18 protein-coding genes and 2 tRNA genes are annotated in these 24,431 nt (G+C 64.9%); 4 read left to right on the top strand and 16 right to left on the bottom strand.

Annotated elements, in window-relative coordinates; genetic code table 11:
- Positions 1-40 precede the first annotated feature (40 nt).
- A tRNA-Leu gene (locus tag RM532_RS12050) sits at positions 41-128 on the top strand.
- 223 nt (positions 129-351) lie between these two features.
- Here RM532_RS12050 and RM532_RS12045 read toward each other — a convergent pair.
- From RM532_RS12045 to RM532_RS11975, 15 genes are all read right to left on the bottom strand, one after another.
- Positions 352-1,734: a DUF1329 domain-containing protein gene (locus tag RM532_RS12045; RefSeq protein ID WP_311653582.1), complete on the bottom strand. Its 1,383-nt coding sequence runs from the start codon at positions 1,732-1,734 to the stop codon at positions 352-354.
- A 228-nt stretch (positions 1,735-1,962) separates the two neighbouring features.
- Positions 1,963-3,498, bottom strand: coding sequence for a tryptophan halogenase family protein (locus tag RM532_RS12040; protein ID WP_311653581.1), 1,536 nt, complete (start codon positions 3,496-3,498; stop codon positions 1,963-1,965).
- Positions 3,499-3,517: 19 nt separating this feature from the next.
- Positions 3,518-4,417: a helix-turn-helix transcriptional regulator gene (locus RM532_RS12035; protein WP_311653580.1), complete on the bottom strand. Its 900-nt coding sequence runs from the start codon at positions 4,415-4,417 to the stop codon at positions 3,518-3,520.
- 91 nt (positions 4,418-4,508) lie between these two features.
- The gene (boxB, locus tag RM532_RS12030; RefSeq protein WP_311653579.1) at positions 4,509-5,954 is read right to left on the bottom strand and encodes a benzoyl-CoA 2,3-epoxidase subunit BoxB; all 1,446 of its coding nucleotides are present in this window, start codon (positions 5,952-5,954) and stop codon (positions 4,509-4,511) included.
- A 24-nt stretch (positions 5,955-5,978) separates the two neighbouring features.
- A complete protein-coding gene (gene boxC / locus RM532_RS12025; protein ID WP_311653578.1) occupies positions 5,979-7,682 on the bottom strand; it encodes a 2,3-epoxybenzoyl-CoA dihydrolase in 1,704 nt (567 codons plus the stop codon).
- A gap of 97 nt (positions 7,683-7,779) precedes the next feature.
- Positions 7,780-8,355, bottom strand: coding sequence for a DUF309 domain-containing protein (locus RM532_RS12020; RefSeq protein WP_311653577.1), 576 nt, complete (start codon positions 8,353-8,355; stop codon positions 7,780-7,782).
- The gene (locus RM532_RS12015; RefSeq protein WP_311653576.1) at positions 8,348-9,184 is read right to left on the bottom strand and encodes an alpha/beta fold hydrolase; all 837 of its coding nucleotides are present in this window, start codon (positions 9,182-9,184) and stop codon (positions 8,348-8,350) included. Before RM532_RS12015 ends, RM532_RS12020 begins: the two co-directional genes overlap by 8 nt.
- Positions 9,185-9,186: 2 nt before the next feature.
- The gene (locus tag RM532_RS12010; RefSeq protein WP_311653575.1) at positions 9,187-10,746 is read right to left on the bottom strand and encodes a benzoate-CoA ligase family protein; all 1,560 of its coding nucleotides are present in this window, start codon (positions 10,744-10,746) and stop codon (positions 9,187-9,189) included.
- Positions 10,747-10,793: 47 nt separating this feature from the next.
- A complete protein-coding gene (locus tag RM532_RS12005; RefSeq protein WP_311653574.1) occupies positions 10,794-11,984 on the bottom strand; it encodes a thiolase family protein in 1,191 nt (396 codons plus the stop codon).
- 18 nt (positions 11,985-12,002) lie between these two features.
- Positions 12,003-13,346 (bottom strand): phenylacetate--CoA ligase family protein, encoded by a 1,344-nt coding sequence (locus tag RM532_RS12000; protein WP_311653573.1) that lies wholly within the window; start codon positions 13,344-13,346, stop codon positions 12,003-12,005.
- A complete protein-coding gene (locus RM532_RS11995) occupies positions 13,343-14,242 on the bottom strand; it encodes a uroporphyrinogen decarboxylase/cobalamine-independent methonine synthase family protein (RefSeq protein WP_311653572.1) in 900 nt (299 codons plus the stop codon). The genes RM532_RS12000 and RM532_RS11995 overlap by 4 nt, the downstream gene beginning before the upstream one ends.
- Positions 14,242-16,302 carry a hydantoinase B/oxoprolinase family protein gene (locus RM532_RS11990; RefSeq protein WP_311653571.1) on the bottom strand — a complete coding sequence of 687 codons (2,061 nt, stop codon included), beginning with the start codon at positions 16,300-16,302 and terminating at the stop codon, positions 14,242-14,244. Before RM532_RS11990 ends, RM532_RS11995 begins: the two co-directional genes overlap by 1 nt.
- Positions 16,303-16,433: 131 nt before the next feature.
- The gene (locus tag RM532_RS11985) at positions 16,434-18,581 is read right to left on the bottom strand and encodes a hydantoinase/oxoprolinase family protein (RefSeq protein WP_311653570.1); all 2,148 of its coding nucleotides are present in this window, start codon (positions 18,579-18,581) and stop codon (positions 16,434-16,436) included.
- Positions 18,578-18,976, bottom strand: coding sequence for an acetone carboxylase subunit gamma (locus tag RM532_RS11980; protein WP_311653569.1), 399 nt, complete (start codon positions 18,974-18,976; stop codon positions 18,578-18,580). The genes RM532_RS11985 and RM532_RS11980 overlap by 4 nt, the downstream gene beginning before the upstream one ends.
- Positions 18,973-20,958, bottom strand: a complete 1,986-nt coding sequence (locus RM532_RS11975; RefSeq protein ID WP_311653568.1) for a hydantoinase/oxoprolinase family protein — start codon at positions 20,956-20,958, stop codon at positions 18,973-18,975. The genes RM532_RS11980 and RM532_RS11975 overlap by 4 nt, the downstream gene beginning before the upstream one ends.
- 312 nt (positions 20,959-21,270) lie before the next feature.
- Between RM532_RS11975 and RM532_RS11970 the strand changes: the two genes are divergently transcribed.
- Together RM532_RS11970 and RM532_RS11965 are read left to right on the top strand one after the other, a co-directional pair.
- Positions 21,271-21,357 (top strand) — tRNA-Leu (locus RM532_RS11970).
- A gap of 246 nt (positions 21,358-21,603) precedes the next feature.
- On the top strand, positions 21,604-22,962 hold the full coding sequence (locus RM532_RS11965) for a succinylglutamate desuccinylase/aspartoacylase family protein (protein WP_311653567.1): 1,359 nt from the start codon (positions 21,604-21,606) through the stop codon (positions 22,960-22,962).
- A gap of 6 nt (positions 22,963-22,968) precedes the next feature.
- Here RM532_RS11965 and RM532_RS11960 read toward each other — a convergent pair whose 3' ends face one another.
- Positions 22,969-23,409 carry a PaaI family thioesterase gene (locus tag RM532_RS11960; RefSeq protein ID WP_311653566.1) on the bottom strand — a complete coding sequence of 147 codons (441 nt, stop codon included), beginning with the start codon at positions 23,407-23,409 and terminating at the stop codon, positions 22,969-22,971.
- Between the two features lie 175 nt (positions 23,410-23,584).
- Between RM532_RS11960 and RM532_RS11955 the strand changes: the two genes are divergently transcribed.
- Positions 23,585-24,424, top strand: coding sequence for a prolipoprotein diacylglyceryl transferase family protein (locus RM532_RS11955; protein ID WP_311653565.1), 840 nt, complete (start codon positions 23,585-23,587; stop codon positions 24,422-24,424).
- Positions 24,425-24,431 lie beyond the last annotated feature (7 nt).

Raw genomic sequence — 24,431 nt, 5'->3', positions numbered from 1 at the left:
TCCGCTTTCGGGACCGCGTCTGCTACACTTGCGCGCGCTTGCGCCGGTGGCGGAACTGGTAGACGCGCTAGGTTGAGGGCCTAGTGGGCGAATAGCCCTTGGGAGTTCGAGTCTCCCCCGGCGCACCACCCCTTCTCGTTGATATCGGGTCGATTCCGTCGGATCGACGGGATTCGTGTGCCTGCCGCATCCGCTGCCACCGACGCGCAGCCGGACTGGCATCTCCCGTTGCCGGGCATTACCCTGTTTTGTTCATAAAAAAGGCGGTCCCGAAGGACCGCCATTGAAACCGCGATGAGCCGGCTGGCGGGGGGGCACATCAGGTGACCCCCCGCAACGGCCCGTGCCGGTTTACGCGCCCAGTCGACGCATCGCCTGGGTAGTCAGGTACTTGTCGTAAGCGTCATCACCACTGGTGTTCCACTCGGACTTGTACCCTCCTGTCACTTCCTGTGCCTGGAAGAGGCGGCTCATGCGGCCCGACTGGATGTCGTGGCAGTGCACCCAGCGCCAGCTCCAGGGCTCGTGACCCTCACCGGTCTTCAAGCCGGTGTACTTGGAGAAGCCGGCCTGCCAGGTCTTCCAGATCTTGCCCTTGCGGTCGTAGTCGACACTGCGCACGAATTCGCCGTTACGCGCGTCCAGCCAGGTGCGGCGCTTGCCCACCGGGGAACGCGGATACTTGACCGGCTCGAGGTCGATCACGATGCATTCCGGACAGAGTTCCTGGGTGGTATCGAAGTAGGTCTGACCCTGGGGGCCACCGTGCACACCGAGCGCCCAGTTCGGGGAATCTTTCTGGCCTTCGTCCCAGCCACCATGGAAGTCGCCGAGCATCGGCTGACGGCCGACGATCTTCATGTTGCCCCAGGTGGCCAGCGGATCGCCGGCGGCCCAGGCGTTGGACAGGAACATGGTAATGCCCGGCACCAGCGGCTCGAAGCGCTGGTTGGTCGGATATTCACGCACGCGCTTGAACGCCGGCAGGTAACCCACCAGACCCGGGAACTGGCGCTGGTCATACGGCCAGGTGTTCAGGAACGAAGTGCCGGACTGCTCGTTGGGCGCGGTGAAGAACACCGACTGGTACCGCAGCATGTCTTCTTCGTTGTTCCAGACCTTGCCGTCCGGACGCACCGTGACCTGGAGTTCGGACCAGACGAATTCGTACTGGTACTGCACGTCGCCGTCCGGGCCAATGTCCCAGTCCTTGATCGCGTACTGCGAGTAGTTGTGACGACCCCAGCCGTAGTTGATGTTGGCCTGGGCCTCGTAGGCGTTCTTGGGTTCCGGGAACGGCAGACCGCCCTTGGCCGGGGTGCCCTGCTTTTCGTACCAGATGTTGCCGTCGTCGTCGACCACGGTCTTGCCGCGATTGGCGATGGTCTGCTCGAGGAATGGCTCCTCGAAGAGATCCAGCACATCGGTGGTAGCTTCGCGGATCTTGATCTGGCGGCCGTCATTACGGACCTCTTCCACGGCAATCGGATCGAGCAGGTGTTCCACGTGCTCGAGGTTGTCGGCCGTGATGGTATCGCCGACGGAGATCTTGCCCTTGGTGTGCTCCTCGATGGAGATCTGCTCATCGGGGTAAGCCATCTTGATGTCGGTCGACTGGCCCTTGGCCAGCATCGGCCAGACACTGCCAAGCACGCCGGCATAGCCGAGCCCCTTGGCGGTCTTCTCCATCATTTTTCGACGACCGTAGTCAACGTCGTACTTGCGGATATGCATATCGCCTCCTCCAGACATCGCATTTTAGCGACGGCAGCTTGATTGCCTGACTGCGTGCGCGCACACGATCAGACCCCAAAAACCGGTACGGGACGTGTTCTGGTTCCCGCCCGACAGTTATACGTCTCTAGCGGACGTACACCGCGTGAATTATATTGCCTATACGCGGTGCGAACCCGCCGAGTTTCAATATTCGTGAAAAACTACCCGACAGGGTGGGCCGGGTACTCACGCGGCCTCGGTCAGCATGGCGTCGATCACTGCCCGGTGATCCGGGAGCAGCGGCACCATGCCCTGGCAGGTACGGGCCACGGCCCGGGCGTCGCTGGGCTGGTGCTTGTGTCCTGCCTTGCGGGTGTTGCGGGGGAACCGCCCCATGCCCGCGAGAATGCAGATCCACGAGGTATGCGAGTACACCAGCTGTTCGCTGCGTTCATTGAGTGCGGCCAGGATATCCCCGCCACGGCTGTCCCAGGTGGCCAGCAACGCCTCGACCACATCCGAGCAGGGCCCATTCTCCCGGTTGTCGATCCAGTACGGCGTATCGGTGCGGGTATTGAGCTTGTAATGCATGAACACGTAGTCCCGCACGCCGTCGAAGGTCTGGCCGATCCGGCGGTTGAATGCCGCCCGCGCCGCTTCGCCCTGTCCGTGGGCGGTGATGAACTGTTCCAGCGTTTCCTGCACCAGCATCAGGGCGGTGGCTTCCAGCGGTTCGATGAATCCCTGCGACAGCCCCACGGCCAGGCAGTTGCCGGCCCAGCAGTCCTCGCGCCGCCCGATGCGCATCTTCAGATGCCGGGCTTCCACCGCGGGATCATGCTGGCCGGTGTGTTCACGCAATTCGCGCTCGGCCTCTTCCGGCGAGCAGTAATCTGACGAATACACGTAACCGTTGCCGAACCGGTTGGTCAGCGGAATCTTCCAGGCCCAGCCGTGGCGCAGCGCCGTTGACAGCGTCTCCGAGGGCAGGCCGACGTTCAACTCCGTGGGCGTGGGCAGTGCCACCGCGCTGTCGTTGAACAGGTGATCCCGGTAGGAATGGAACGGTACCTCCAGCGTACGACCGATCAGCAATCCGGCAAAGCCGGTGCAGTCGACGAAGAGGTCGGCCGCCATCCGGCCGTGACGTTCGGTGTGGACCGCGGCGATGTCGCCGGTGCCGGTCGGCTCGACCTGGTTGACCGTGTCCTCGATGTGGCGAACTCCCATGGCCAGCGACTTGCGCTTGAGGAATTCACCGATCAGGCCCGCATCGAAATGGTAGGCGTAGTCGGTACTGTAGTTGCCGCGCCCCGCCACCGGTGCCCGGCGGCCCTGGGCCAGATGCTGGGATACGAAGAATGAATCGGGATGGGCGTCGACTGCCACGCTCTTGCGACGCCGCAGGTCGGCGTTATGGAAGAACGGCTGGATGAACGGATTGTCGTCGAGCGTGAAGAAGGGGTGGTAGTAGCTGCGATAGCCTTGGCGGGTCGACCAACCGGGAAACCGGATGCCGCACTTGTAGGTCGCATTGCAGGCCGGCATCCACTCGCTTTCGGGAATGCCCAGACGTTCGAAGAAGACTCGCATGCGGGGCGTCGACCCCTCCCCCACGCCGATAGTGCCGATCGCCGCCGACTCCATCAGCGTAATCCGGGTGCCGTGCTGCCGCCAGGCATGGGCGAGCAGAATCGCGGCCATCCAGCCGGCGGTGCCACCGCCGATGATCAACACGTTGTCGGGCGGATTCTGCGGTACGGTCTTCGCGGTTCCGGTCATGTTCGCTATTGCTCCTCGATCAGGCGCCGATGGCGTCGTCGGTTGCCGGCAGCAGGCGCGCCACTGTCTGCTTCAGCTCGGCCAGCGATTCATCCACGCGCCGGCCGCTGGTGTCCACCACCGCATCGGCCCGCCGGTATTCGGCCTCGCGCTCCGCAAGAATACGCTTGAGATCGGCCATGGCCTCCTCGTTGCTCTCTTCCATCGGACGCAGATCACCCTGGGCCCGAACCCGGTCCATGTGCTCTTCGGGACTGGCCCGCAACCAGACGGTGCGAAAGCTGCCCTGCAGCAACTGATACGTCGCGGGTTCGGAAACCAGACTCCCGCCGACTTCGAGAATCGACTGGCGATGGCCGGCCACCAGGTTCTCCAGCGCCTGGCGCTCAAGCCGCCGGTAGCTCTTCTGGCCGCCCAGGGAAAACAGTTCCCCGAGCTGCATACCACCCAGTTCCTCGATCAGTTCGCTCAGTCGGAAGAACGGCATGCCCAGCGCTTCCGCCAGATGACAACCCAGGGTGGTCTTGCCGGCCCCGCGCAGGCCAATCAGGGCAATGCCGCCGCGGCTGTCACGGCGTTCGCCGAGGTACTCCCGCAACAGTTCCCGCGCCCCGGCCACCGCATCCGGCGGTAGCCGGGTCAGCAGACGGCGCAACTCCGGATCCATGGTGCGGTTGCCCTCGTTTGTCGCCAACACCAGATCGCCGAAATCCACGCCCAGGGCCGAGGCCAGCTGCCAGAGCACGGTTACCGAAGGGTTGGCCTTGCCCCCTTCGAGTTGCGCCAGATAGCGTTCGGAGATAGACGAATGCCGGGACAGCAAACGTCGCGTCATGCCGCGGGCTGCGCGCAAACCACGCAGCCGGTCGCTAAGCGCCAGCAGATAACCGTCAAGCTGTGGTTCGAGTTCGTCGGCCAAGAGACGTACGGCTTCGGAGATATAATGCATACCGTACCGCATTACCGCGGCGCCCGGCAGGCCCCCGTACACCGGCGCCCGACCGGTTCACTCAGCCCTCGATGCGCACGAACTCGAAGTCGCCGGGTTTCTTGTCCACCGGCACCTTGGCCGGCGCGATCCAGCCGGCGAACTTCCCGGGTTCGTAGCAGGGCTTCATCAACGAAGTCACGTAAGCGTAGTCATCGTCGCCGGGCAGCCATTCGTCCGCGTTCGCCTGCCACTCATCGGCGCTGACGATCTCGCCCGCCGGGGTGACGTTGAGATCGGCGAACTGCCCTACCTGCCGGCGGAAGGCCTGATGCGGAAGCGCCAGCTCGAAGTCGATCCCCGCCTTGGCGATCACCTTGTTCCAGCGCTTGACGCCGGAAGCGCACTCGCGGATGTAATCGTCACGCAGCCGGGCGTTGAGGGAATGCAGCGCCGGCCGGTCGACGAATTCAAAGTCGCCGTTGACCGCCTCGAGCACCGGATAAGTGTCGTTGTGCAGCTGGTGGTCGTCGTCAATATCGGCTTCCTTGTAACGTCCCTTGATGCCGGCGGTGAAGGCGTTGGCGGCATTGGTCGAGGTTTCCGAGCCGAACAGATCCTCGCTGACGGTGAAGTGAAAGTTCAGGTAACGCTGCATCAGCGGCAGGTCGATGACCCCCAGCTTGCGTACCGTATCCACATCGTGGGGATCCTCGACGCCCGCCTCGTTCATGGCGTCCACCGTGCGCTGGATGGTGCGTTTGACCCCGTCCTCGCCCACGAACATGTGGTGGGCTTCTTCGGTGAGCATGAACCGGCAGGTGCGCGACAGCGGATCGAAGCCGCTCTGGGCCAGCGATTCGAGCTGGAACTTGCCGTCCCGATCGGTGAAGAAGGTGAACATGAAGAAAGCCAGCCAGTCCGGTGTGGCCTCGTTGAAAGCCCCGAGAATGCGTGGCGTGTCCTCATGACCGGAACGGCGCTGCAGGAGGGCTTCCGCCTCCTCGCGCCCATCGCGGCCGAAATGGGCCTGCAGAAGGTAGACCATCGCCCAGAGGTGGCGGCCTTCTTCCACGTTGACCTGGAACAGGTTGCGCATGTCGTACAGCGAGGGAGCAGTCTGGCCCAGCAGCCGCTGTTGTTCCACCGATGCCGGCTCGGTGTCGCCCTGGATGGTGATCAGGCGCCGCAGGGTGGCCCGGTGCTCGCCCGGGACCTCCTGCCAGGCGGGTTTGCCCTTGTCGTCACCGCAGGGAATGGTGCGGCCCTCCTCGGCCGGGGCCAGCAGAATGCCCCAGCGGTACTCGGGCATCTTCACGTAGCCGAACTGGGCCCAGCCCTTGGGGTCCACGCCCACCGCAGTGCGCAGGTAGACCTCGTTGTCCTGGAAGCCTTCCGGACCCATGCCGAGCCACCAGTCGATGAACCCGGGGTGCCATTTTTCCAGGGCACGCTGGAGCCTGCGATCGCCGGCGAGATTCACGTTGTTTGGGATCTTTGTCTCGTAATCGACTGCTTCGTATGCCATATCTAATTCTCCGGTGCGTCAGCGTCAGACCCTGACCTTGTCGTAATCCGCGCGGCGGCCGCTGCCATAAAGCCGCAGCGCGCCCTGTTCGCCCGCCGCGTTGGGTCGCTGGAAGATCCAGTTCTGCCAGGCGGTCAGGCGGCCGAAGATTCGTGTTTCCATGGTTTCGGGGCCAGCGAAGCGCAGATTCGCTTCCATGCCGACAAGGGCGTCCGGCGAGAACGCGCGGCGCTCCTCCAGCGCCAGGCGAACCTCGTCCTCCCAGTCGATATCGTCCGGGGCGAAGGTGACCAGACCGGCATCGAGCGCAGCCCTGGCATCGATGTCCTTGCCGATCAGCTTGCCGGCCGCGACCAGCTGATCGTCATGCCCGTAGAACCGGGTCTGCAACCGCGTCAGGCCGTTGCTCATCGGATACAGGCCGAAGTTGGATTCGGTCAGGCGGATGGTGGCCGGGGTCTGATCCGGATCTTCATCCTCGAAGACGCCGTCCAGCATGTAGCTGCGGTCCACCGCGAACAGGATTTCCGCCACAAAGCCGGTGAAACAGCTTCCCGGAGTCACCAGCGCGAACAGGCTGCGCGAGGTCAGGTCCAGGCGCTTCATCACCCGTTTCCAGTACAGCCGGATTTCGCGCATCAGCCAGTGGTCGGCATGTGCACCAAGCAACGCATCATAGGCGGCTACCTGTTCGGCATCGCCCTCGGTACGCAACAGCAGCGAGCCGATTTCCAGTTCGTTGACCCGCAGGTGCAGGAGCAGATCGTCCAGTTCGCGGGCCAGGGCCAGCACCCAGAAACCGGCGCCCTGCTTCACTACCTCGTCCATCGTCGATGGCACTTCCTCGGCCAGCGTCTTGAGGGTGATGTCCGCGGTGGCCGCGTCCCGATCCAGCCGGGCAGCAATGTGCTCGTACTCGATCACGTCATCGCCGAACCGGCGCTGCAGCGGCTTGAGCTCGACGCCCTGCGCCGATGTACCCGGGCGATCGGACTGCGCGGCCATGGCCTGCGCCTGCTCGAGCACCGCCTGATCCATTCGTGAGGCCGGCACCACGGCGTCGACAAGACCCCAGTCCACCGCGCGTCTGCCCTTGACGCCCTCTTCGATGGTGCAGAACACGTCGGCCAGATCACGGCGGACCTTGCGCTTGTCCAGGATTCGGGTCAGCCCGCCGGTGCCGGGCAACACGGCCAGCAATGGCACTTCCGGAAGCGCCACCGCCGCGTTGCCGTCATCGGCCATCATGATGTGATCGGTGGCCAGGGCCAGCTCGTAGCCACCGCCGGCGGCCATGCCGTTGATCGCACACAAATACTTCTGCTGCGAGTTGTCGCTGGCGTCCTCGATGCTGTTGCGGGTTTCGTTGGTGAACTTGCAGAAATTCACCTTCAGCGCATGGCTGGAGCTGCCCAACATGCGTATGTTGGCACCGGCACAGAACATGCGCTCCTTGCCCGAGGACAACACCACCGTCTTGACCTCCGGATGCTCGAAGCGCAGCCGCTGGATGGCGTCGTTGAGCTCAATATCGACACCGAGGTCATAGGAATTCAGCTTCAGGTCGTAACCGGGGAACAGTCCGCCGTCCTCGCTGACATCCATGTCCAGCCGGGCAATCTCCCCGTCGAACAACAGCCGCCAGTGACGGTATTGATCCGGATGGGTCTGAAAATCCACCGGGTGGTCTGCTGCATCGGTTGCTCCGGTCATTGCCGTTGCACTCATGTTGTTGCTCCTTGCCGGCATTCATTTTCACCCTGTTTCCGCACTATAATGCACTATGCAAGCATGGTCAATGCAGTATTATGCATTATAGTGCTCCTTACTCGGCGCCATTGAGCTCTATCCGCGGAAAATCCACCCCGCCAGGCCGCAGACAGCGGTCCAGGCATGGCCACCATGTCGCCAGATGCAGGCCCATGAGCGTCGCCTGTGGTACCCGTGCAAACGCCTGCCCTGATTCCAGCCGCAGACGGGCCACCGCCGACCGCCAGCCCATCCGCCGCCGCAGCAGGGCCTCGGCCGCCCGGGTCAGACCGTTCAGACAGTGGCGGCGGACATCGGCCGAATCGGTGCCGGATGCCAGTGCCGTCCAGAGGGAAGCGGCCTCCCACCAGAAGCCCTGGTTGAAGCAGTCCACGCCGTACCGATAGGGTCCGCAGTGCTGCCAGTCGGCGGGGTCGGCGGCCGAGATGTCGAATGCCGGCATATGGCTGCTATCCGGCCGCGCATCGCGCCCCGGCAGAAACCGGAATGCCGGCAGCGGCAACGCTGAATAGCGTGGTCCGGACCAGCCCTCGAGACCGGCATCCCCCGGCACGGCCGGCGCGTGATGATGGCCACCGTGATCGGTGTCGACGTCGTCGAAATGCCAGCGATCGGGGATCACGTCAGACACCGCCACGTGACGTCAATGCGGATGCGTTGGTAGTTGGCGGACGCGACTTCATGCGATTTTCCAGGAATTGCGTGGTGGCACTGATGACGGCTTGTGGCTGATCACGATAGGCGGCGTGACCGCAGGGCTCGGGCCAGAGGGTCTGCACCGGGCCGGACACCTGGCGTTCGATTGCCTCGATCTGGGCCGCCGTGCCGTACTGGTCCTGAACGCCCTGGATCAGCAATACCGGCACCTGTACCCCGGGCAGGAATGATTCGAGATTCCAGTCCAGGAAAGCGGGATCCAGCCAGGCGTCGTTCCAGCCCCGGAACGCCACATCGACATTGTCGCCGTGGTATTTCGCCAGTCCCGTGCGCAGATCGCCCTGCTCGTAGGCGTGGCGGGCCTGCTCGATCGCGGCAACGCACACATCCTCGTTGAACACATGCGGCGCCATCAGAACCAGGGCGGCCACACGTGGGTCGTCGACACTGCCCGCATGGATCAGGGCAATCGACCCACCGTCGCTGTGGCCCACCATGATCGCCCGCTGGATGCCGGCGGCATCCAGTACCTGCGGCAGCACCACCTGCGCCTCGTGATGCATGTAGGTCAGCGGCCGTGGCAGGTCGACGGGGTCCGAGCCGCCGTAGCCGGCCCGGCTGTAGACCAGGGCACCGCAGCCGGTGGCCGCCACCAGGCGTTCGGGAAAATCCTTCCACAGCCCCACGCAGCCCAGCCCCTCGTGCAGGAACACCAGCGTCGGCGCCTGCCCCGGGCCGGGTCCCAGCCAGCAGGCTTCAAGACGCTTGCCGTCGGCGATGATCTGGATCCCGTGCCGTTTCAAGGTCAGGCCCGTAGCTTGAAGCGCTGGATCTTGCCGGTGGCGGTCTTTGGCAATTCGTCCAGGAAATCGATCCAGCGTGGATACTTCACGGTGGCAATGCGCGCCTTGACGAAGCCCTGCAACTCCGCGGCCAGATCGTCGCTGGCGGTGCAGCCGTTCTTGAGCACGACGAAGGCCCGGGGCTTGAGCAGGTTGTCGCCTTCGTCATGGGGTACCACGGCCGCTTCCAGCACCTGATCGTGGGCGATCAGCGCCGATTCCACCTCGAACGGCGACACCCACTGGCCGCTGACCTTGAACATGTCGTCGGTGCGCCCGCAGTAGTGGTAGCAACCTTCGGCGTCGCGGTAGTACTTGTCCCCGGTGCGGGTCCAGTGGCCCTGAAAGGTGTCCAGGCTCTTGTCGCGCCGGTTCCAGTAGCCGGTGCAGGCCGAGGGACCGTTGACCAGCAGTTCGCCGATTTCCTCCTGTCCCACCTCGTGATCGCTTTCGTCCACCAGCCGCACCGAATAGCCCGGCACCGGCTCGCCGGAGGTGCCGTAGCAGACCCGGCCCGGACGATTGCTCAAGAAGATGTGCAGCATCTCGGTGGAGCCGACCCCGTCCAGCACTTCCGCACCAAAGCGCGCCTGCCAGCGCTCACCCACTTCCTTCGGCAGGGCCTCGCCGGCGGAAATGCAGCGCCGCAGGACCGGTGAAGCGCTGTCCCGATTGTTCGCGTCATCGGCCAGAATGGCGGCGTAAAGCGTTGGCACACCGCCGAAAATCGTCGGCTGGTGTTCACGCAGGACCGCCATCACGGCATCCGGCGCCGGTCGGCCGGGCAAGTAAACCGCGGTGGCACCGATCGCGAACGGGAAGGTCATCCCGTTGCCGAGCCCGTACGCGAAGAACAGCTTGGCCGCCGAAAAGATGACATCCTCCGGCTCGATGCCCAGCACGCCGCGGCCGTAGCACTCGGCGGTGGCGGGCAGATGCCGGTGCAGGTGCAACACGCCCTTGGGGGTGCCGGTGGAACCGGAGGAATACAGCCAGAAGGCCACGTCGTCGGCGGTGGTCGGGGCGGGCTCCAGGTCCGATCCGGCCGCAGCCAGTAGATCGGCCAGCGATTGTTCGTCGCGGCCGGGCTGACCGTCAACGATGACCGTATCCAGAAATGGCTGCTCGGCCAGTGCCGGCCGCACTTCATCCAGCAGCGGTTCGCTGACCACCAGCACCCGGGCCCGGCAATCGGTCAGGATGTGGCGATAGTCCGAGGTTCGCAGCAGGGTATTGATCGGGATCGGAATGATGCCGGCCTTGATCGCCCCCCAGAACACGGCCGGGAAACGCCGGCTGTCATGCATGATCATCGCCACCCGGGATTCCTGGCGCAGCCCCAGCGCCAGCAGCGCATTGCCGGCCCGGTTAACCAACTCGGTCAGTTCGTCATAGCTAACCGGCCCGTCGGCATCGATGATCGCAGTGCGCCCGCCGTGCCCTTCCCGGCCGTGACGGTCGATGAAGTCCGTCGCGGCGTTGTAGTCGCGGGGCGGATGCACCCCGGCGAAACCCTGCGTCATGCCCGTCTCCTCCTCGTTCCGGGCCCTGCGGGCCTTGTTATCGTTTCCTAGTCAAACACCTCGATCACCAACGCTGCCGCGGTATCGCCGGCCGCACAACCGGTGAACAGCCCCAGTCCACCCCCTTCCAGGCGCAGGGCCTCGATCAGTTCCGCAATCGAACGCAGGCCGGTCGGACCCTGCGGATGGCCGTAGACCAGACTGCTGCCGTAGATGTTGGTGCGATCCAGTGCAAACCCGGTCTGCTTTTCCAGCCACAGATCATTGACCGCAAACGGGTTGTGCGTATTCACCAGCTTGATGTCGGCATAGGTCAGGCCGGCATTGGCCAGGGCCCGTTCGGCGGCCAGCACCGGTGCCTTGGGCATGTGCGCGGCCGCCGCGCGGCCGAAGCCGGTGGCGATCAGGCGCACGATGCCGTTGCCGCCGGACAGTTCGCGGGCGGTCGCCTCGTTGCAGATCAGCGCGCCGGCCGTGCCGTCTGCCGGATGTGTCTGCATACCCATCGTGACCACACCGCCAGCCATCGGCTTGAGTGCCGCCAGGCCTTCCGCGGTGGTCGGTGGGATGCCCTGGTCGGCATCGATCTCGGTCACCCGGCCCTTGCGGTCGGTCAGGCGAACCGGCTGCATGTAGCGGTGCTGGAATGCCCGGTCATCGGCCAGGGATTTCTCGTATTGGCAGTATCTTAGAAGCGCGACCTCATCCAGGGCTTCGCGGGTGAAGCCGGCTTCCGCGGCCACGTTCTCCGCCGTGGCCACCATCGCCTTGCCGGTCACCGGATCGGCGGCGAAGTTGTCCAGCACCCAGTTTTCGGTGCCCGGGCTGCCGCCCATGCTGCGGCTTCTGGGGTAGACCATCAGCGGGCCGTTGCTGGTGCGGTCGGTGGTCAGCGCCAGCACGGTCTCGTCGGGGTCGTTGTCCACGCTGGCCGCGGCGCTGGCCACACAGGCCACGGCGGTGGCGCAGGCCTGGGAGATATGCGGTCCGGTAATGCCCTCGGCGCCGATGCGGGCGGCGGTCCAGGGCACGGCGTAGAAGGAATCCTCCTGCGGCACGGTGGTGCCCATGACCAGCTGGGTCAGCCGCCCGGGGTCGAAATTGCGCTGGGCGAGCGCATCGTTGGTGACGGTCACGCCCAGATCCATGCTGGAGACATCCGCCAGCGCCCCCTGCCACCGCACGAACGGCGAGGACCAGGCGAAGCCGCAGGGGATGAATGCGTTATCGAATTTCATATCGCAACCGTTTGACGTTCACTTGTTTTCTCGTACCGCGACCAGCGCGTTCTTGTAGGCGCCGCGGGGCAGGCCGCCGGGTTCGAGCACCGTGACTCGAATGCGAACCTGCATCTGCGAGCGCACCGCGCTTTCCAGCGCCCCGGCGATCGCAGGATAGCTGGCGGCCGCGAGACCCTCGCAGGCCTCGACGTCCACCGGGATGGCCTCGTCGAAGCGGACCAGGTCCTTGTACGCCTTCCAGATACGCAGGGTGGGTTCGAGCCGTCCGGCGAAGGATTCCGCTACCACATCACGGATGGCGGTGGGGAATACGTTCATGCCCTTGTAGATCAGCATGTCGTCGGTGCGGCCGATGCAGCGCAGGCGCGGTGAGGTGCGGCCACAGGCACAGGCCACATCCACCACCTGGGCGTGGTCTCGGGAGCGATAGCGGATCAGCGGCGCGGCATCCCGCTGGAAGGTGGTGTAGACCAGCTCGCCGGTGGCGCCGGCGGACCAGGGCACGGGCTCCCCGCTGTCCGGGTCGATCAGTTCCACCGCCACATACCGCTGGGCGTTGAAGTGCATGCCGTCGGCGACGTCGCATTCGCCCCACATGCCCGGAATCACATCGCCCATGCCCATGACCTCGCGCAGGCCGTCGATGCCCAGGCCGGTTTCGATCTTGTGCCGGATGGCCGGCTGATCCAGCCCCGGCTCTCCGCCACAGAGCACCTTGCGCAGGGACGACTCGATGCCGGTGGTCTCACCCACCTCGTCCCAGGTCTCGCTCAGGTAGGTACCGAACGAGGTGGTCGCCAGCAACGCCGTGGTGTGCAGCCGGCGCATTTCCCGCAGGATGCGCTCGGTCGGGAAACCGCCCAGCCAGCAAAGGGTGGCACCGATTTCGCGAAATGCCTCGGCATAGGGCAGACCGCCGGCCACCCCGGGCAGCCCGACCAGGTGGGCGATCACGTCCTCGCGCCGGATGCCCGCGGTGAAGAAGTTCTGGGCGATGGCATCGGTCCACATCGCCACATCCGCACGCGTCACCGGATAGTACAGCGGCACCCCCGAGGTACCGGAGGAGGACACCGTCTGCACGATGTCCACCAGCGGCGCGGCCTGATTCGCACCGAAGGGCTCGGTCGCCGAGGCATCCGCCTGGGCGTTCTTGAGGTGCTCTTTCCCGGTGAACGGCAGTCGCTGCAGATCCTCGAATGCATTAATCGTGACATCGCCGGTCTCGGCCAGCAGTCCGGCGTAAAGGCGCGAAGTCTCCCGAATCCGCGGGACCGCCTCCGAGACACATTGAGCCTGCCAGGCCTGGACTTCGGACCAGGGCTTCGTCTCCAGTTCCGGGCTCCAGTAGTCGGTCATGCAAGCGCCTTGATGGCGGCCTTGAGATCCGCAATCCGCGTATCGGCCGGCACTTCGCCGGCGGTGATGATCACTGCCGCGCCGTAGGCCGACCCACGCCAGGTTGAAGGGTCAGCCGGCAGCATGACCGCGTGAATGTCACCTGCCTGCGCCGCGGCCTCCGCCGGCGCCAGACAGGGCACCACCTGATCCGGCCAGTCGCCAGCCCCGGGCCCGGATGCGCCGACGAAGCCCAGCAGCACCGGCATCTTGTGAAAATGGGCCACGTTGGTCACCGGGGCCAGCGCGTCGTCCCACAACTCGCGCACGTCGGTATCGTCCGGCGCGCCCACGGTTTCCTGCAGCACCACGGCATGGGCGCCGGCCTCGCCGAAGGCCCGCACCAGCGCGGTGAGGAACCCTCCAGCGTAGTCGAACGCGTCTTCCTGTTGGTCGCCGACTGCCGTCGGCACCAACTGCTGTACCAACGTGGCCGGGCCCGTCAGCCCCACCAGAAGAGCCGCCTCGCCGTCCGTGGCGGCCAGCCGACGGGTCAGTTCCAGCGCGGCCTGCAAGCGCGGGCTGCTTGCAATGGCACCGGATTCGTCGGCCTCCAGCGCCGACGGACCGGCCGGTTGCGTGAGCCGCGGCGGCCAGGTCGACAGATCGACCCCGGCCCCGAGCGCCTCGGCTTCGGCCAGGCTCGGCACGGTCACGTACAGCGCCGGCAGACCCAGGACACGGCGGGTTTCGGTCAGTCCCTTGCCCAGGCGGGTGGCGTCCACCACCATCGCGGCCGGCGCCAGTGCCTCGATCTGGGCGCCGACGCCGTGGATCACGGGCGCGAAGAGAGGGTCGCCCTCCCCGGCCACGCCGCGGGCCAGATCGGCCAGGCTCTTGCGGGCATCCGTCGGCATCAGGCGCGTACCAGCGGGCCACGGGATTCGGCATCCGGCCAGGTGCCGTAGTGCACCAGAATCTCCTCCGGCGGCTTCTTCTGCGACCAGGAGGCCATGAATTCGTCCCAGGGCAGGCCGCGTCTGGCGCGGGCTGCCAGTTCGTCCTTGCGCGCCTGTTCGCTGGCCGCCTCGTCCACGGCCTGGCGCTCGGGATCCCAGACCACCTTGTAGACGAACTCGGCAGCCTCCTGCGACACCACGCCCTTCTGGATATCGGCTTCCAGCGCCAGCGGGTCCCGGTCCAGCGGATCGCCGTAGCCGCAACCTCCGGTGGAAAAGGCGAACGTCACGATATCGCCCTCGTTGTAGGCACGTACCGAACGGCCCATGAACTCGACCTCGTAGTCACCGCCGATGGTGCGATTGGAAAGGATGTCGTAGGCGTCCATGTTCAGCGCCTCGCTGCCCTCGGCCATCATTTCGGTGATGTTGGCCTGGCGGATGCCGATGCCAGGCAGCGTGCACGGCGCATAGCCGCCGAACAGGCCCTGCGGGGTCTGCAGCCGGGTGTTGTCGGCAATGGCCATCAGCGCCACCTGCGGCTTGTGGTGGGCCACCCAGACCTGCACCGTGCCTACGCCGCCGCGGTATTTGCCGTGACCGCAGGAATCGCGCAGATGGTTGGACACCGGGATCAGCAACGGAAACTCGTTTTCCACAAACTCGCTGTTCGGCGCCCGGCCGAACGGCGCCCAGGGGAAGCCGAAGGAGTCCATGCCGTCCATGTCCGGCAACGCCCCCTGCCCTTCGCTGTTGATGGAATAGGCCATCATGTCGGCGAAATCGGTTTCCCACTGGTTCTGACCGGCCAGTACCAGGGCGTTGCCGCCGTTGCCCAGCGAGGCCCCGGCCTGGCGCCAGTCGGAGGTGGAGAACAGCGCCTTGGCAAAGCAGTTGTGGTTGGCGCTCATCACCCCGGCCGAGATCATGACCGAGTTCGACGTCGCCGCCCGCGGGTCGGGACTCAGGCAGGTGTTCTGGCCGAACTTGAAGTCGATGGACGCGAACGTGCCGTTGTTGATCGGCAGCGCGTGGAACAGATACTCATAGATGTAGTTGGAGAAGTGCGCGATGGCCGCCTGGGGATGGGCGTTGTAGGAACTGGCGGTTTCCGGGCCGGTCTTGGAGAAATCGACGACCAGCTTGTCACCACGTTTCTCCATGTCCATGTAGCAGTTGCGCACGATGCCCTGCTGCAGGCCCACGGCGTCGGCGAAGGTCACGCAGCGGTAATGGCCATCCGGCCACAGGCTGATCAGGTCGGCGGCGCCGGCCTCGGCCTGCTGGAGCATGCGCCGGAACAGGCCGCGCAGGTAATCGGCCCCCTCGCGCTCGCAGACCTCCAGGATCCGCCGACGTACCCGGTCGGCGGTGGTGCAACGGGCCTTGAGGTCGACATTGATCATCGACTGGGCCCGCAGCCCGAAGGCCTCGAACATGGTGACGATGTCGTCGCGGAGTTCGAAGTTCTCGCCGATCTTCATCGGCGGCAGGTTCATGCCCTCCTCGAAGCGCGAGGTCGCCGATACCGGCATGCCGCCGGGCTCGATCGCCCCGGTTTCGGTGGTGTGGACCAGGGCGGCGGTCCAGGCCACCAGTTCGCCCTCGAAGAACACCGGCATCATTACCATCTGATCCGGGTTGTGAACGCCACCGTAGACCGCGTCGTTGGCAAACCACAGGTCGCCGTCCCTGATCCCGGGATTGTCGCCGTACGTCTCCATGACGAACTTGCTGATCAGCGGCGGAATTACCGAGTGCAGGTAGGTGCCGCAGGAGGCATTCACCATGTCGCCTTCCGCAGTCATGATCCCCACCAGCGAATCGCCGGCCACCCCCATGGCACAGCGACAGGTGCGCTGAAATACTTCCATGGCCTCGGAGAGGATGTCGTTGGTGCGCTGGAAGCCAATTTCCACCTGGGCGGCGTCCAGCTTTTCGGCCAGCGCCAGTTCCTTGTCGCTGGCCGGGTTGGGCTTGAGCCACTTGAGTTTCTGTTCGAGTGTGGGGATTGCCATATTTAGTTTCCGCTCGATTACTTCCGAAAATCTTTAATCCTGAACCGCGAAGGACGCAAAGAACGCAAAGATAATGATGAATTGTTTACCTTTGCGTCTTTTGCGCCCTTGGCGGTTTGAGCTCGACATGTTCAAGCACCCGCCTCCATCACGCCGAGACCATGCTTGTCGATGGAAAAACGCTGTCCGGGGGGCACCACGATGGTGGTGAATTCGGCCTCGATGATCACCGGGCCGTCAATCACATTGCCGGGTTCGAGCTTTTCGAAGGTGTAGATCGGAGTGTCCACGCTCTCGCCGGTTTCCGGCCAGAAGGCCTCACGCGAACCATTGGCGGCTGCGACGGGATCGGCGCCCGCCATCTCGCGTTCCACCAACTGCGGCTTGTGGGTGGGCACCGTAACCCGCAGGACGAAATTGTCCAGGAACGCACCGCCCGGCCGGTTGACCACCAGCGGACTGTAGGCATCGGAGATCTCGGCCTCGAAGGCTTCGTAGACCACCCTGGCGTCATCCTCCGAGTCCAGCCGCACCCGGGGCGAGGCGAAGCGTTTCACCTGCACCTGCCCGCCATAGAGCATGTCCAGTTCCAGCGAGAAGATGGCATCCGCCACCGGCAGACCCTCGGCCATCAGTTCACCACGCGCCTTCTCCATCAGCGCCTCGACGGTGGTGTTGAACTGCTCGCGGTCAGCGACGAAGTTTTCCGTCTTCGGCTCCATGAACATCATGCGCCGGGACTGCTCGTACATGTGCACGAAGTCCATGATGGATGAGCCTACCGCGCAGAATACCGGGGCCGAGGGGAATATCACCGCCCGGGGCACATCCGCCTTGAACCCGGACACATGAGTGGGCCCGGCCCCGCCGAAGGCGAACAGCACGAAGTCGTCCGGCCGGAATCCGCGCATGTGCACTTCGCGCTTGATGGCCGAGGCCATGGATTCGTCGATGATGCGACGGATCTGTGCCGCTGCTGCCAGCACACTGATGCCCAGCGGCTCGGCAATCTTGTCGCGGATGGCGCGTTCGGCCTTGCGTACGCTCAATTTCATCTTGCCGCCGAAATAGTTGCCGGGGTTCATGTACCCCAGCACCACGTCGGCGTCGGTGACCGTGGGCTCGGTACCGCCCTGGTTGTAGCAGACCGGCCCGGGCATCGACCCGGCGCTGCGCGGCCCCACGGTCAGCCGTTTGGTCACCGGATCCACCGCGGCGATGGAGCCGCCGCCGGCGCCGATCGACAGCGTCTGCATCATGGTCATGTTGACCATCCAGGTGTCGATCACCGGCTTGAAATCGTAGTTGCGCACCCCGGATTCCACCACCAGCGCCACATCGAACGAGGTGCCGCCGACGTCGCCGGCGATGACGTTCTTGTAGCCGAGCTGCTTGGCGAAATGGGCCGAGCCGATCAGGCCCGCAATCGGCCCGCCGTTGAAGGTGCGCGAGGCGCTGGTCTTGAAGATTTCGCCGCAGCCGCCGGAGTTGTGGATCATCAGGAACGAACCGCGATAGCCCTGGTCGCGAATCTTGTCCCAGGTGGCGCTGATCTCGGCCTGCATGTCGCGCTGCAGGTAGGCGTCGAGCACACTTGTCATGGTGCGCTCATACTCACCAATCTTGGGTACCACGGCCGACGACAGCACCACCGGCACGAAGCCCAGCTGATATTCCTTGTACTCCTCGCGGATGATCTCGCGCACCCGCCGTTCGTGCTGCGTGTTGACGAACGACCACATCAGCGAAATGACGATTGCGCGCGCCCCCTTGTCCATCAGGGTGCGGAGCTTGTGGCGCACATCCTCCTCGTCCAGAGGCCGGACGATACGGCCGGTGGAGTCGACGCGCTCGCGCACGCCCACGGTCATGTCCCGGGTGATCAGTGGCATCGGCTTGCGCTGGGCCGGAATGTTGCGGATTTCCGATACCCGGCGGCCATCCAGCCACTGGGCGCCGCGACCGATCAGGATGGTGTCCTCAAAACCCTCGGTAGTGACCAGGCCCACCCGGGGGCCCTTGCGCTCGATCAAGCGGTTCAGTGCCACTGTGGTGGAATACCGCACGACGTCGATGCGCGGCAGCAGTTCCGGCATGGTGGTGCCGAGCTTCGCCGACACCGCCTCGATGGCGTCCTGGAAACCCACGGACAGGTCGTGCGGCGTAGTCGGGCACTTGGCGATGGTGGTCTCGCCATCCAGGTTCAGCACCAGATCGGTGAAGGTGCCGCCGACATCGATGTCGATTGACTGCATCTGACGTGCTGTCTCCCCGCTCATCCCGCATCCTCCTCTGCACTACCGGGCCGGCAGATCTTGCCGTCGCGGATTTCTATTTCACGGTTGTCCACACGCTTTTTCAGCGCATCCAGATCCACCTCGATGTCGTGGGTGACCGGATGTCCCGGCGGCAGATACTCCACCTCGATCTGGCGCGAACAGGACGGGCAGTAGAACTCCAGCACGTGTACCCAGTCGGCATCGGGCACGAAGCCATAGTCCCCAGCCATTACCGGCGGATGGACGTCCGCCGGCTCGCGGTCGGCGACCAGGCAGCCCTTCTTGTAGTTCTCCCGCGCCGAGATCAACTCGTGCCCGCAGTCGTGGCAGATCCACATCTCGCTGTTGAGATCGAGATCGAGGTATTCCGTGAAACGCAGCCGTTCGTAGCTCATGATTGCTTGTTCTCCATCGCGGCGTTGCCGTAGTCATCCACGCGCAGGGCCCAGCCCGGCGGCACCGGACAGGTGAGTGTGGCGCCGTTGATGATGGCGGGGCCGATTACCTCGCTGCCCGGCCCGAGGTCCTCCCAGCGCCGCACCGGTTGCGGCTGGCCCTGATCCTCGCCGAACACCAGGACACGGGTTTCGTCGGTACCCGCGCTGGCCTGGCGGTCACTTTTCTGCAGGCTGTGGGTGCCGATGGTGTGTCGCGCAGACAGGCGGATGAGCAGCAACGGCCAGCGGGCGGTGTCGATGTCGCTGGCGGCCACGGCCTGTCCGGCGGCCTCGAACCACGCGTCATCCGCCTCCGGTCCGGTCTCGATGCGGACCACGCCGGCCACTGTCTCGTGCTCGCCGAACTCCAGTTCCGCGGTAAAGCTCGCGTCGGCGGGATCGAAACCTTCGCCGCGCAGGTCGCGGCTGGCCTGCAGATAGAGATCGGCAGCCACCTGCCGGATGCGACTCTGCTCGCCAGGACCAAAGCTTGCCCCCACGCCGCGTTCGTAGACATGCACGACATCCGAAATCGCCGAGCCGAAGGCACTGAAAACCGGCCCCAGATCGAAGGCGTAGGCCCGATCGATGCCCACGGCATCCGCCACGAATGCGCCCAGCGTGGGGCCGTTGCCGCCGAACAGGAACAGGGCGGTTTCCGCGGCAGACAGACCGGCTTCGGCCAGCGTTGCCCGGACCAGGCCGGCAAGTTCGCTGGCCGCCCGGTCACGGACCGCACAGGCTGCGGCTTCCACCGATAGGCCAAGCGGGTCGCCGACATGCTCGGCCAGCGCCGCCCGTGCCCGGTCGATCGAGAGATCCCGGCGGCCGCCGAGAAAGCCCGTGGGATCGAGGTAACCCAGCACCAGGATCGCATCAGTCAGGGTGGCGCGATCCCCGCCGAGGTCGTAACAGGCCGGCCCGGGCGCGGCACCCATGCTTTCCGGGCCCAGCCGAACCTCACCATCCACCACCCGGGCGATGGAACCGCCGCCGATGGCCAGAGACCGCAGCATGGCGAATGAGGTCTGTACCGGAATGCCCATGAGCTTGCCGCCGCGCTGGAACACCGGTTCGCCGTTGCGGATGATCGAGACCTTGGAGGTGGTGCCGCCGACATCGAAGCAGACGGCATTGTCGATGCCGTACTCCCGCGCGATATAGGCCCCGCCGAAGGTGCCGAACACCGGCCCAGACTCGATCGTGTCCACCGACTTGGTCTTGCCGACCTTGGCCACGCCGCCGCTGGTATGACCAATGAAAAGCGGGCGCTCCCAGCTGTAATCGTCACGCAGGATATCCTCGGCCTTGAACAGCGCCTGGGCCAGCTGGGAATGGGTATAGGCGTTCATCAGTGAGTAATGGGCGCGCGTCTGATCATGGCCGATCTGGGCCATCTCGCTGCCCAGCAGAACCGGTACCGAACCCAGGAAATGATCCGGATACTGTTCCTCGATCACTGCCTTGATGCGTTTTTCCACGGTGTTGTCCGGGAACGAGCCGGCCCGGGATACGCACACGCGACGCACACTGCTTTCCAGCAGCTTCTTGACGCTGTCGAGGATTTCCTGGGGATCCGGGTCAGCGGACATGCCAATGATGTGGTCGGCGGCAATCAGGTCGCCGACGACCGCGGATTCGCCGTCGCCGTAGAGACCGGCCTCGTGACCGGCTGAAACCAGAATGCCCACGCGCGCGCCACGGCGCTCGCCCAGCACGTTGGTGGTGATGGTGGAAGACCAGCGAATGATCGACACTTCGCGCAGGAATGCCGTGGTCGAATCGAACCCCAGTGCCTGGCCCGCCTCCTCCAGGCAGTTGCGGAACGACACCGTAAAGTCGTGGGGCGTGGTATCGGTCTTGAACGAATGACGGCGGTTGCCGTCGCTGACCAGCGCATCGGTCATCGTTCCACCGGTATCGATATCGACGGTGTACATGTTGTGCTCCTCTTGCCCGGCGCGCACCGCGCCGCATCTGCCCGTGGGGTCGGTTGCCCCGTATTCTGCTGTTCGCTGATGCCCCGCTGCAGGCATTGGGGGTACGAACATGCACTATACTGCTCTTTTATCTGTTTTCTTTGCGCGCCAACCGTCAACAAGCCATTCTAGCTGATTTGATTGTTGCACTATGATGCATTTCCGACATTACGCAAACGCCGGATGCGATGCAACCCGGGAACCGGTTTTCAGTGGCCCACCATCGCAAACCGCTCGAATACGCCGGAGACAAAGCGGTAAACTACGCGCCAAGCCGCCGTGGTGGAATTGGTAGACACGCCAGGTTTAGGTCCTGGTGGCCGTTAGGCTGTGGGGGTTCAAGTCCCTCCGGCGGCACCATCAACACGAGGAACGGAGCATGTTCTGGTGCATGCTGTGGGGGTTGCTCGCCCCGTCCGTGGGGCCGCTCGTCGGAAGAGCACGCCCTCCTGGCGCGGAATGCGACTCGCGCCATCCATGGCGCTCGGGCCCTTCGGGCCCCGCCTGTCGGCGGTCCGATTCTGTTCCGGACAGAATCGTCAAGTCCCTCCGGCGGCACCATCAACGCAGGCGAGCGGGCCTGTTCCGGCCTACCGGGGTAGTACGATGATTCGCTGTTGGTTGCGATGCCTGGCTTGCGCCTGTGCCACTCTGGCCGCGCCAGGCTGGGCCAATGAGATCGAGGACGATCTGGTTGTCACTCCGCCGTCCGCGACCACACCTTCGGTTGATGACACCAGTGACGATGCCGGCCCGCCCGACGCAGCCGAAGCGGAGCCGCCCCCAATTGCCGCCGACACCGAGGTGGATCCAGCCGCACCGCCCGCAGATGAAGGTGGGGCATCCTCAACCAGTGACGAGATCGGCCCGTTTCGATTTCTGGATACCGACGTGCTGCCGGGCACGACCCGCCGCCTGTCCTGGGTTGCCAGTAAGTCATTCCTGGGCATTTCAGTGCCCACACCAGTGCTGGTGTCGCATGGCACTCGGCCCGGGCCGGTGCTCTGCCTGACGGCCGCGGTCCACGGCGACGAGCTCAACGGCATCGAGATGGTGCGCCGGGTGCTTTACGGGCTCGATGCTGACGAACTGGGGGGCACGGTGATCGGCGTCCCCATCGTGAACCTGTTCGGCTTCCGCCGCAGTTCCCGCTATCTGCCCGACCGGCGTGACCTGAATCGCTACTTCCCCGGCACCGCCCATGGCAGTTCGGCATCGCGCATCGCCCATGCCTTCTTCGAGGGCATCATCCGCCACTGCGATGCACTGGTGGATGTGCACACCGGCTCCTTCCACCGCACCAACCTGCCGCAGCTGCGGGCCGATCTCGACCATCCGGCCGTACTCGATCTTACCCAGGGTTTCGGTGCGATCGCGGTGCTGCAGAGCGAGGGGCCACCCGGAACCCTACGCGGTGCGGCCACCGAGGCGGGCATTCCGGCCGTCACGCTTGAGGCCGGTGAGCCGATGCGCTTTCAGCCGGAGGAAGTAGCTCAGGGCGTCAAGGGCATCCGCTCCCTGCTCAATCACATGAAGATGCTCAGCCGCATCAGCCTGTGGGGGGAGCCGCAACCGGTGTACTACGAATCCGACTGGGTACGGGCCGACTCGGGCGGGATCCTGTTCAGTCGTGTCGATCTGGGCGATCGGGTCGACAAGGGCGACGTCCTGGGCACAGTCACCGACCCGATCACCAATACCCGCGTTGAGGTGATTTCCACCGTACGTGGTCAGGTGCTGGGCATGGCGCTTAATCAGGTGGTGATTCCGGGCTTTGCGGCCTACCACATCGGCATCGAGAAAAGCCGGGATGAAGTGGCCGAGGAAGCGGCGACCACCGGCGAATCGCCGCCCGAAAGCGAGGTACCCGAGGCCGATGTCGAGGAAGCTCCCTCGCCGCCCCCGGTGGAAGCCCCGGAACCTCCACCCGAACCGCTGCCGGACGCCGACGAACGGCCGGAGTGACCGCTGCTAGCCGATTTTCGGTGGACCGCCCGCAATGATCGAGGTCGTCAGGCGGGACACGCACATCAGCTTGTTCTCGTCGTTCCAGAGCCGTGTCTCCCAGACGTGCAGATTTCGCCCAAGCTTGATCGGTCTGGCCTCGGCAGTGACATGGCCACCGGTGGCGGAACGCATATGGCTGGCATTGATTTCAATACCAACGCAGTACTCGCGCGCACTGTCCAGGCAAAGCGACGTTCCCACGCTGCCCATGGATTCGGACACCACGCAGGATGCGCCCCCGTGCCACAACCCGTAGGCCTGGCGCCAGTCATCGGTGACCGGAATCCGGGCCCGCAGGTAATCGTCGCCGATTTCGGTGTAGACCATGCCCATGCGGCCGGTCATGTCTCGGCTGGCGTAGCCGTTGAGCAGATCAAGGTCGGGCGAACCGTGCCAGATGGTCATCGTGTCTCCTTGGTGGCGGCGGGCAAGCGGGCTGGCGGCGGCTGATCGACGGCCAGGCAAAGCGCGAGAGTTTACCGGGCGCGGCGGATTGCTTCAGCAACCGGCCGGCTCAACCTCGCGAGTCAACGGACAATCGGGCATGATCGCGCGCCTCTCTCCGCCAGCCTGAACAACCATGCAGACCATCACCTTCGGGTCGCTATCCATCCCGCTCGACCGTCTGTTGCTGATACTGGCCTTCGCCGGTGCGCTCGTGATCGGCCGTCTGCTGTCATCGACGCAGCGCCCTTCCGCTAACGACCGTCTCTGGATGCTGCTGATCGCCGGCCTGATCGGCGCGCGGCTGGGTTTTATCGCCCGACACTGGTCGCTATACGCGCCACGTCCCCTGGAAATGTTCTACATCTGGGATGGCGGCTTCTGGTGGCCGGGTGCGGCCGTGGTGGCAGTCACCATGGGCATTGTGTACCTGATTCGCGAGCCGGAAAATCGCCGGGCGCTGACCTCGGCAGCCCTGGTCGGCGGACTAATCTGGCTGGGCGGTACCGGCCTGACAACCTGGCTGACCCCGCGCGCCGCCATGCTGCCGCCAGTCGAGATGCGGCGGCTGGACGGCGAACCGGTCGTAATGACCGATATCGAGCCGGGGCTGCGGATCATCAACCTCTGGGCCACCTGGTGCGGCCCCTGTCGTCGAGAGATGCCGGCACTGGAGGCGGCGGCGAACCGGCATCCGGACATCACCTTCGTCTTCGCCAACCAGCGCGAATCCGCGGCCACCGTCCGGCAGTATCTGGAGGCACAATCGCTGCGTCTGGACAACGTGGTTCTGGATGCAAACGGCCGGCTCGGCCAGGCCCTGGGCAGCGGCATGCTGCCCACCACCCTGTTCGTGGACCGTGGCGGGCGCATCGTCGACTGGCATCTCGGCGAGCTGACCACCGTCACCCTGGCGGCCGGTGTACAGCAGCTACGCCGAACAGCGACCGGGGCGCCGGACACGACCGACGAATAAAAGGCGT

The sequence above is a fragment of the Spectribacter hydrogenoxidans genome (genome assembly GCF_031846275.1).
Classification (GTDB): Bacteria; Pseudomonadota; Gammaproteobacteria; order Nevskiales; family Salinisphaeraceae; genus Spectribacter; species Spectribacter hydrogenoxidans.
Note: the sequence above shows the minus strand (reverse complement) of the source record. Positions and strands in the feature narration are given on the sequence as shown.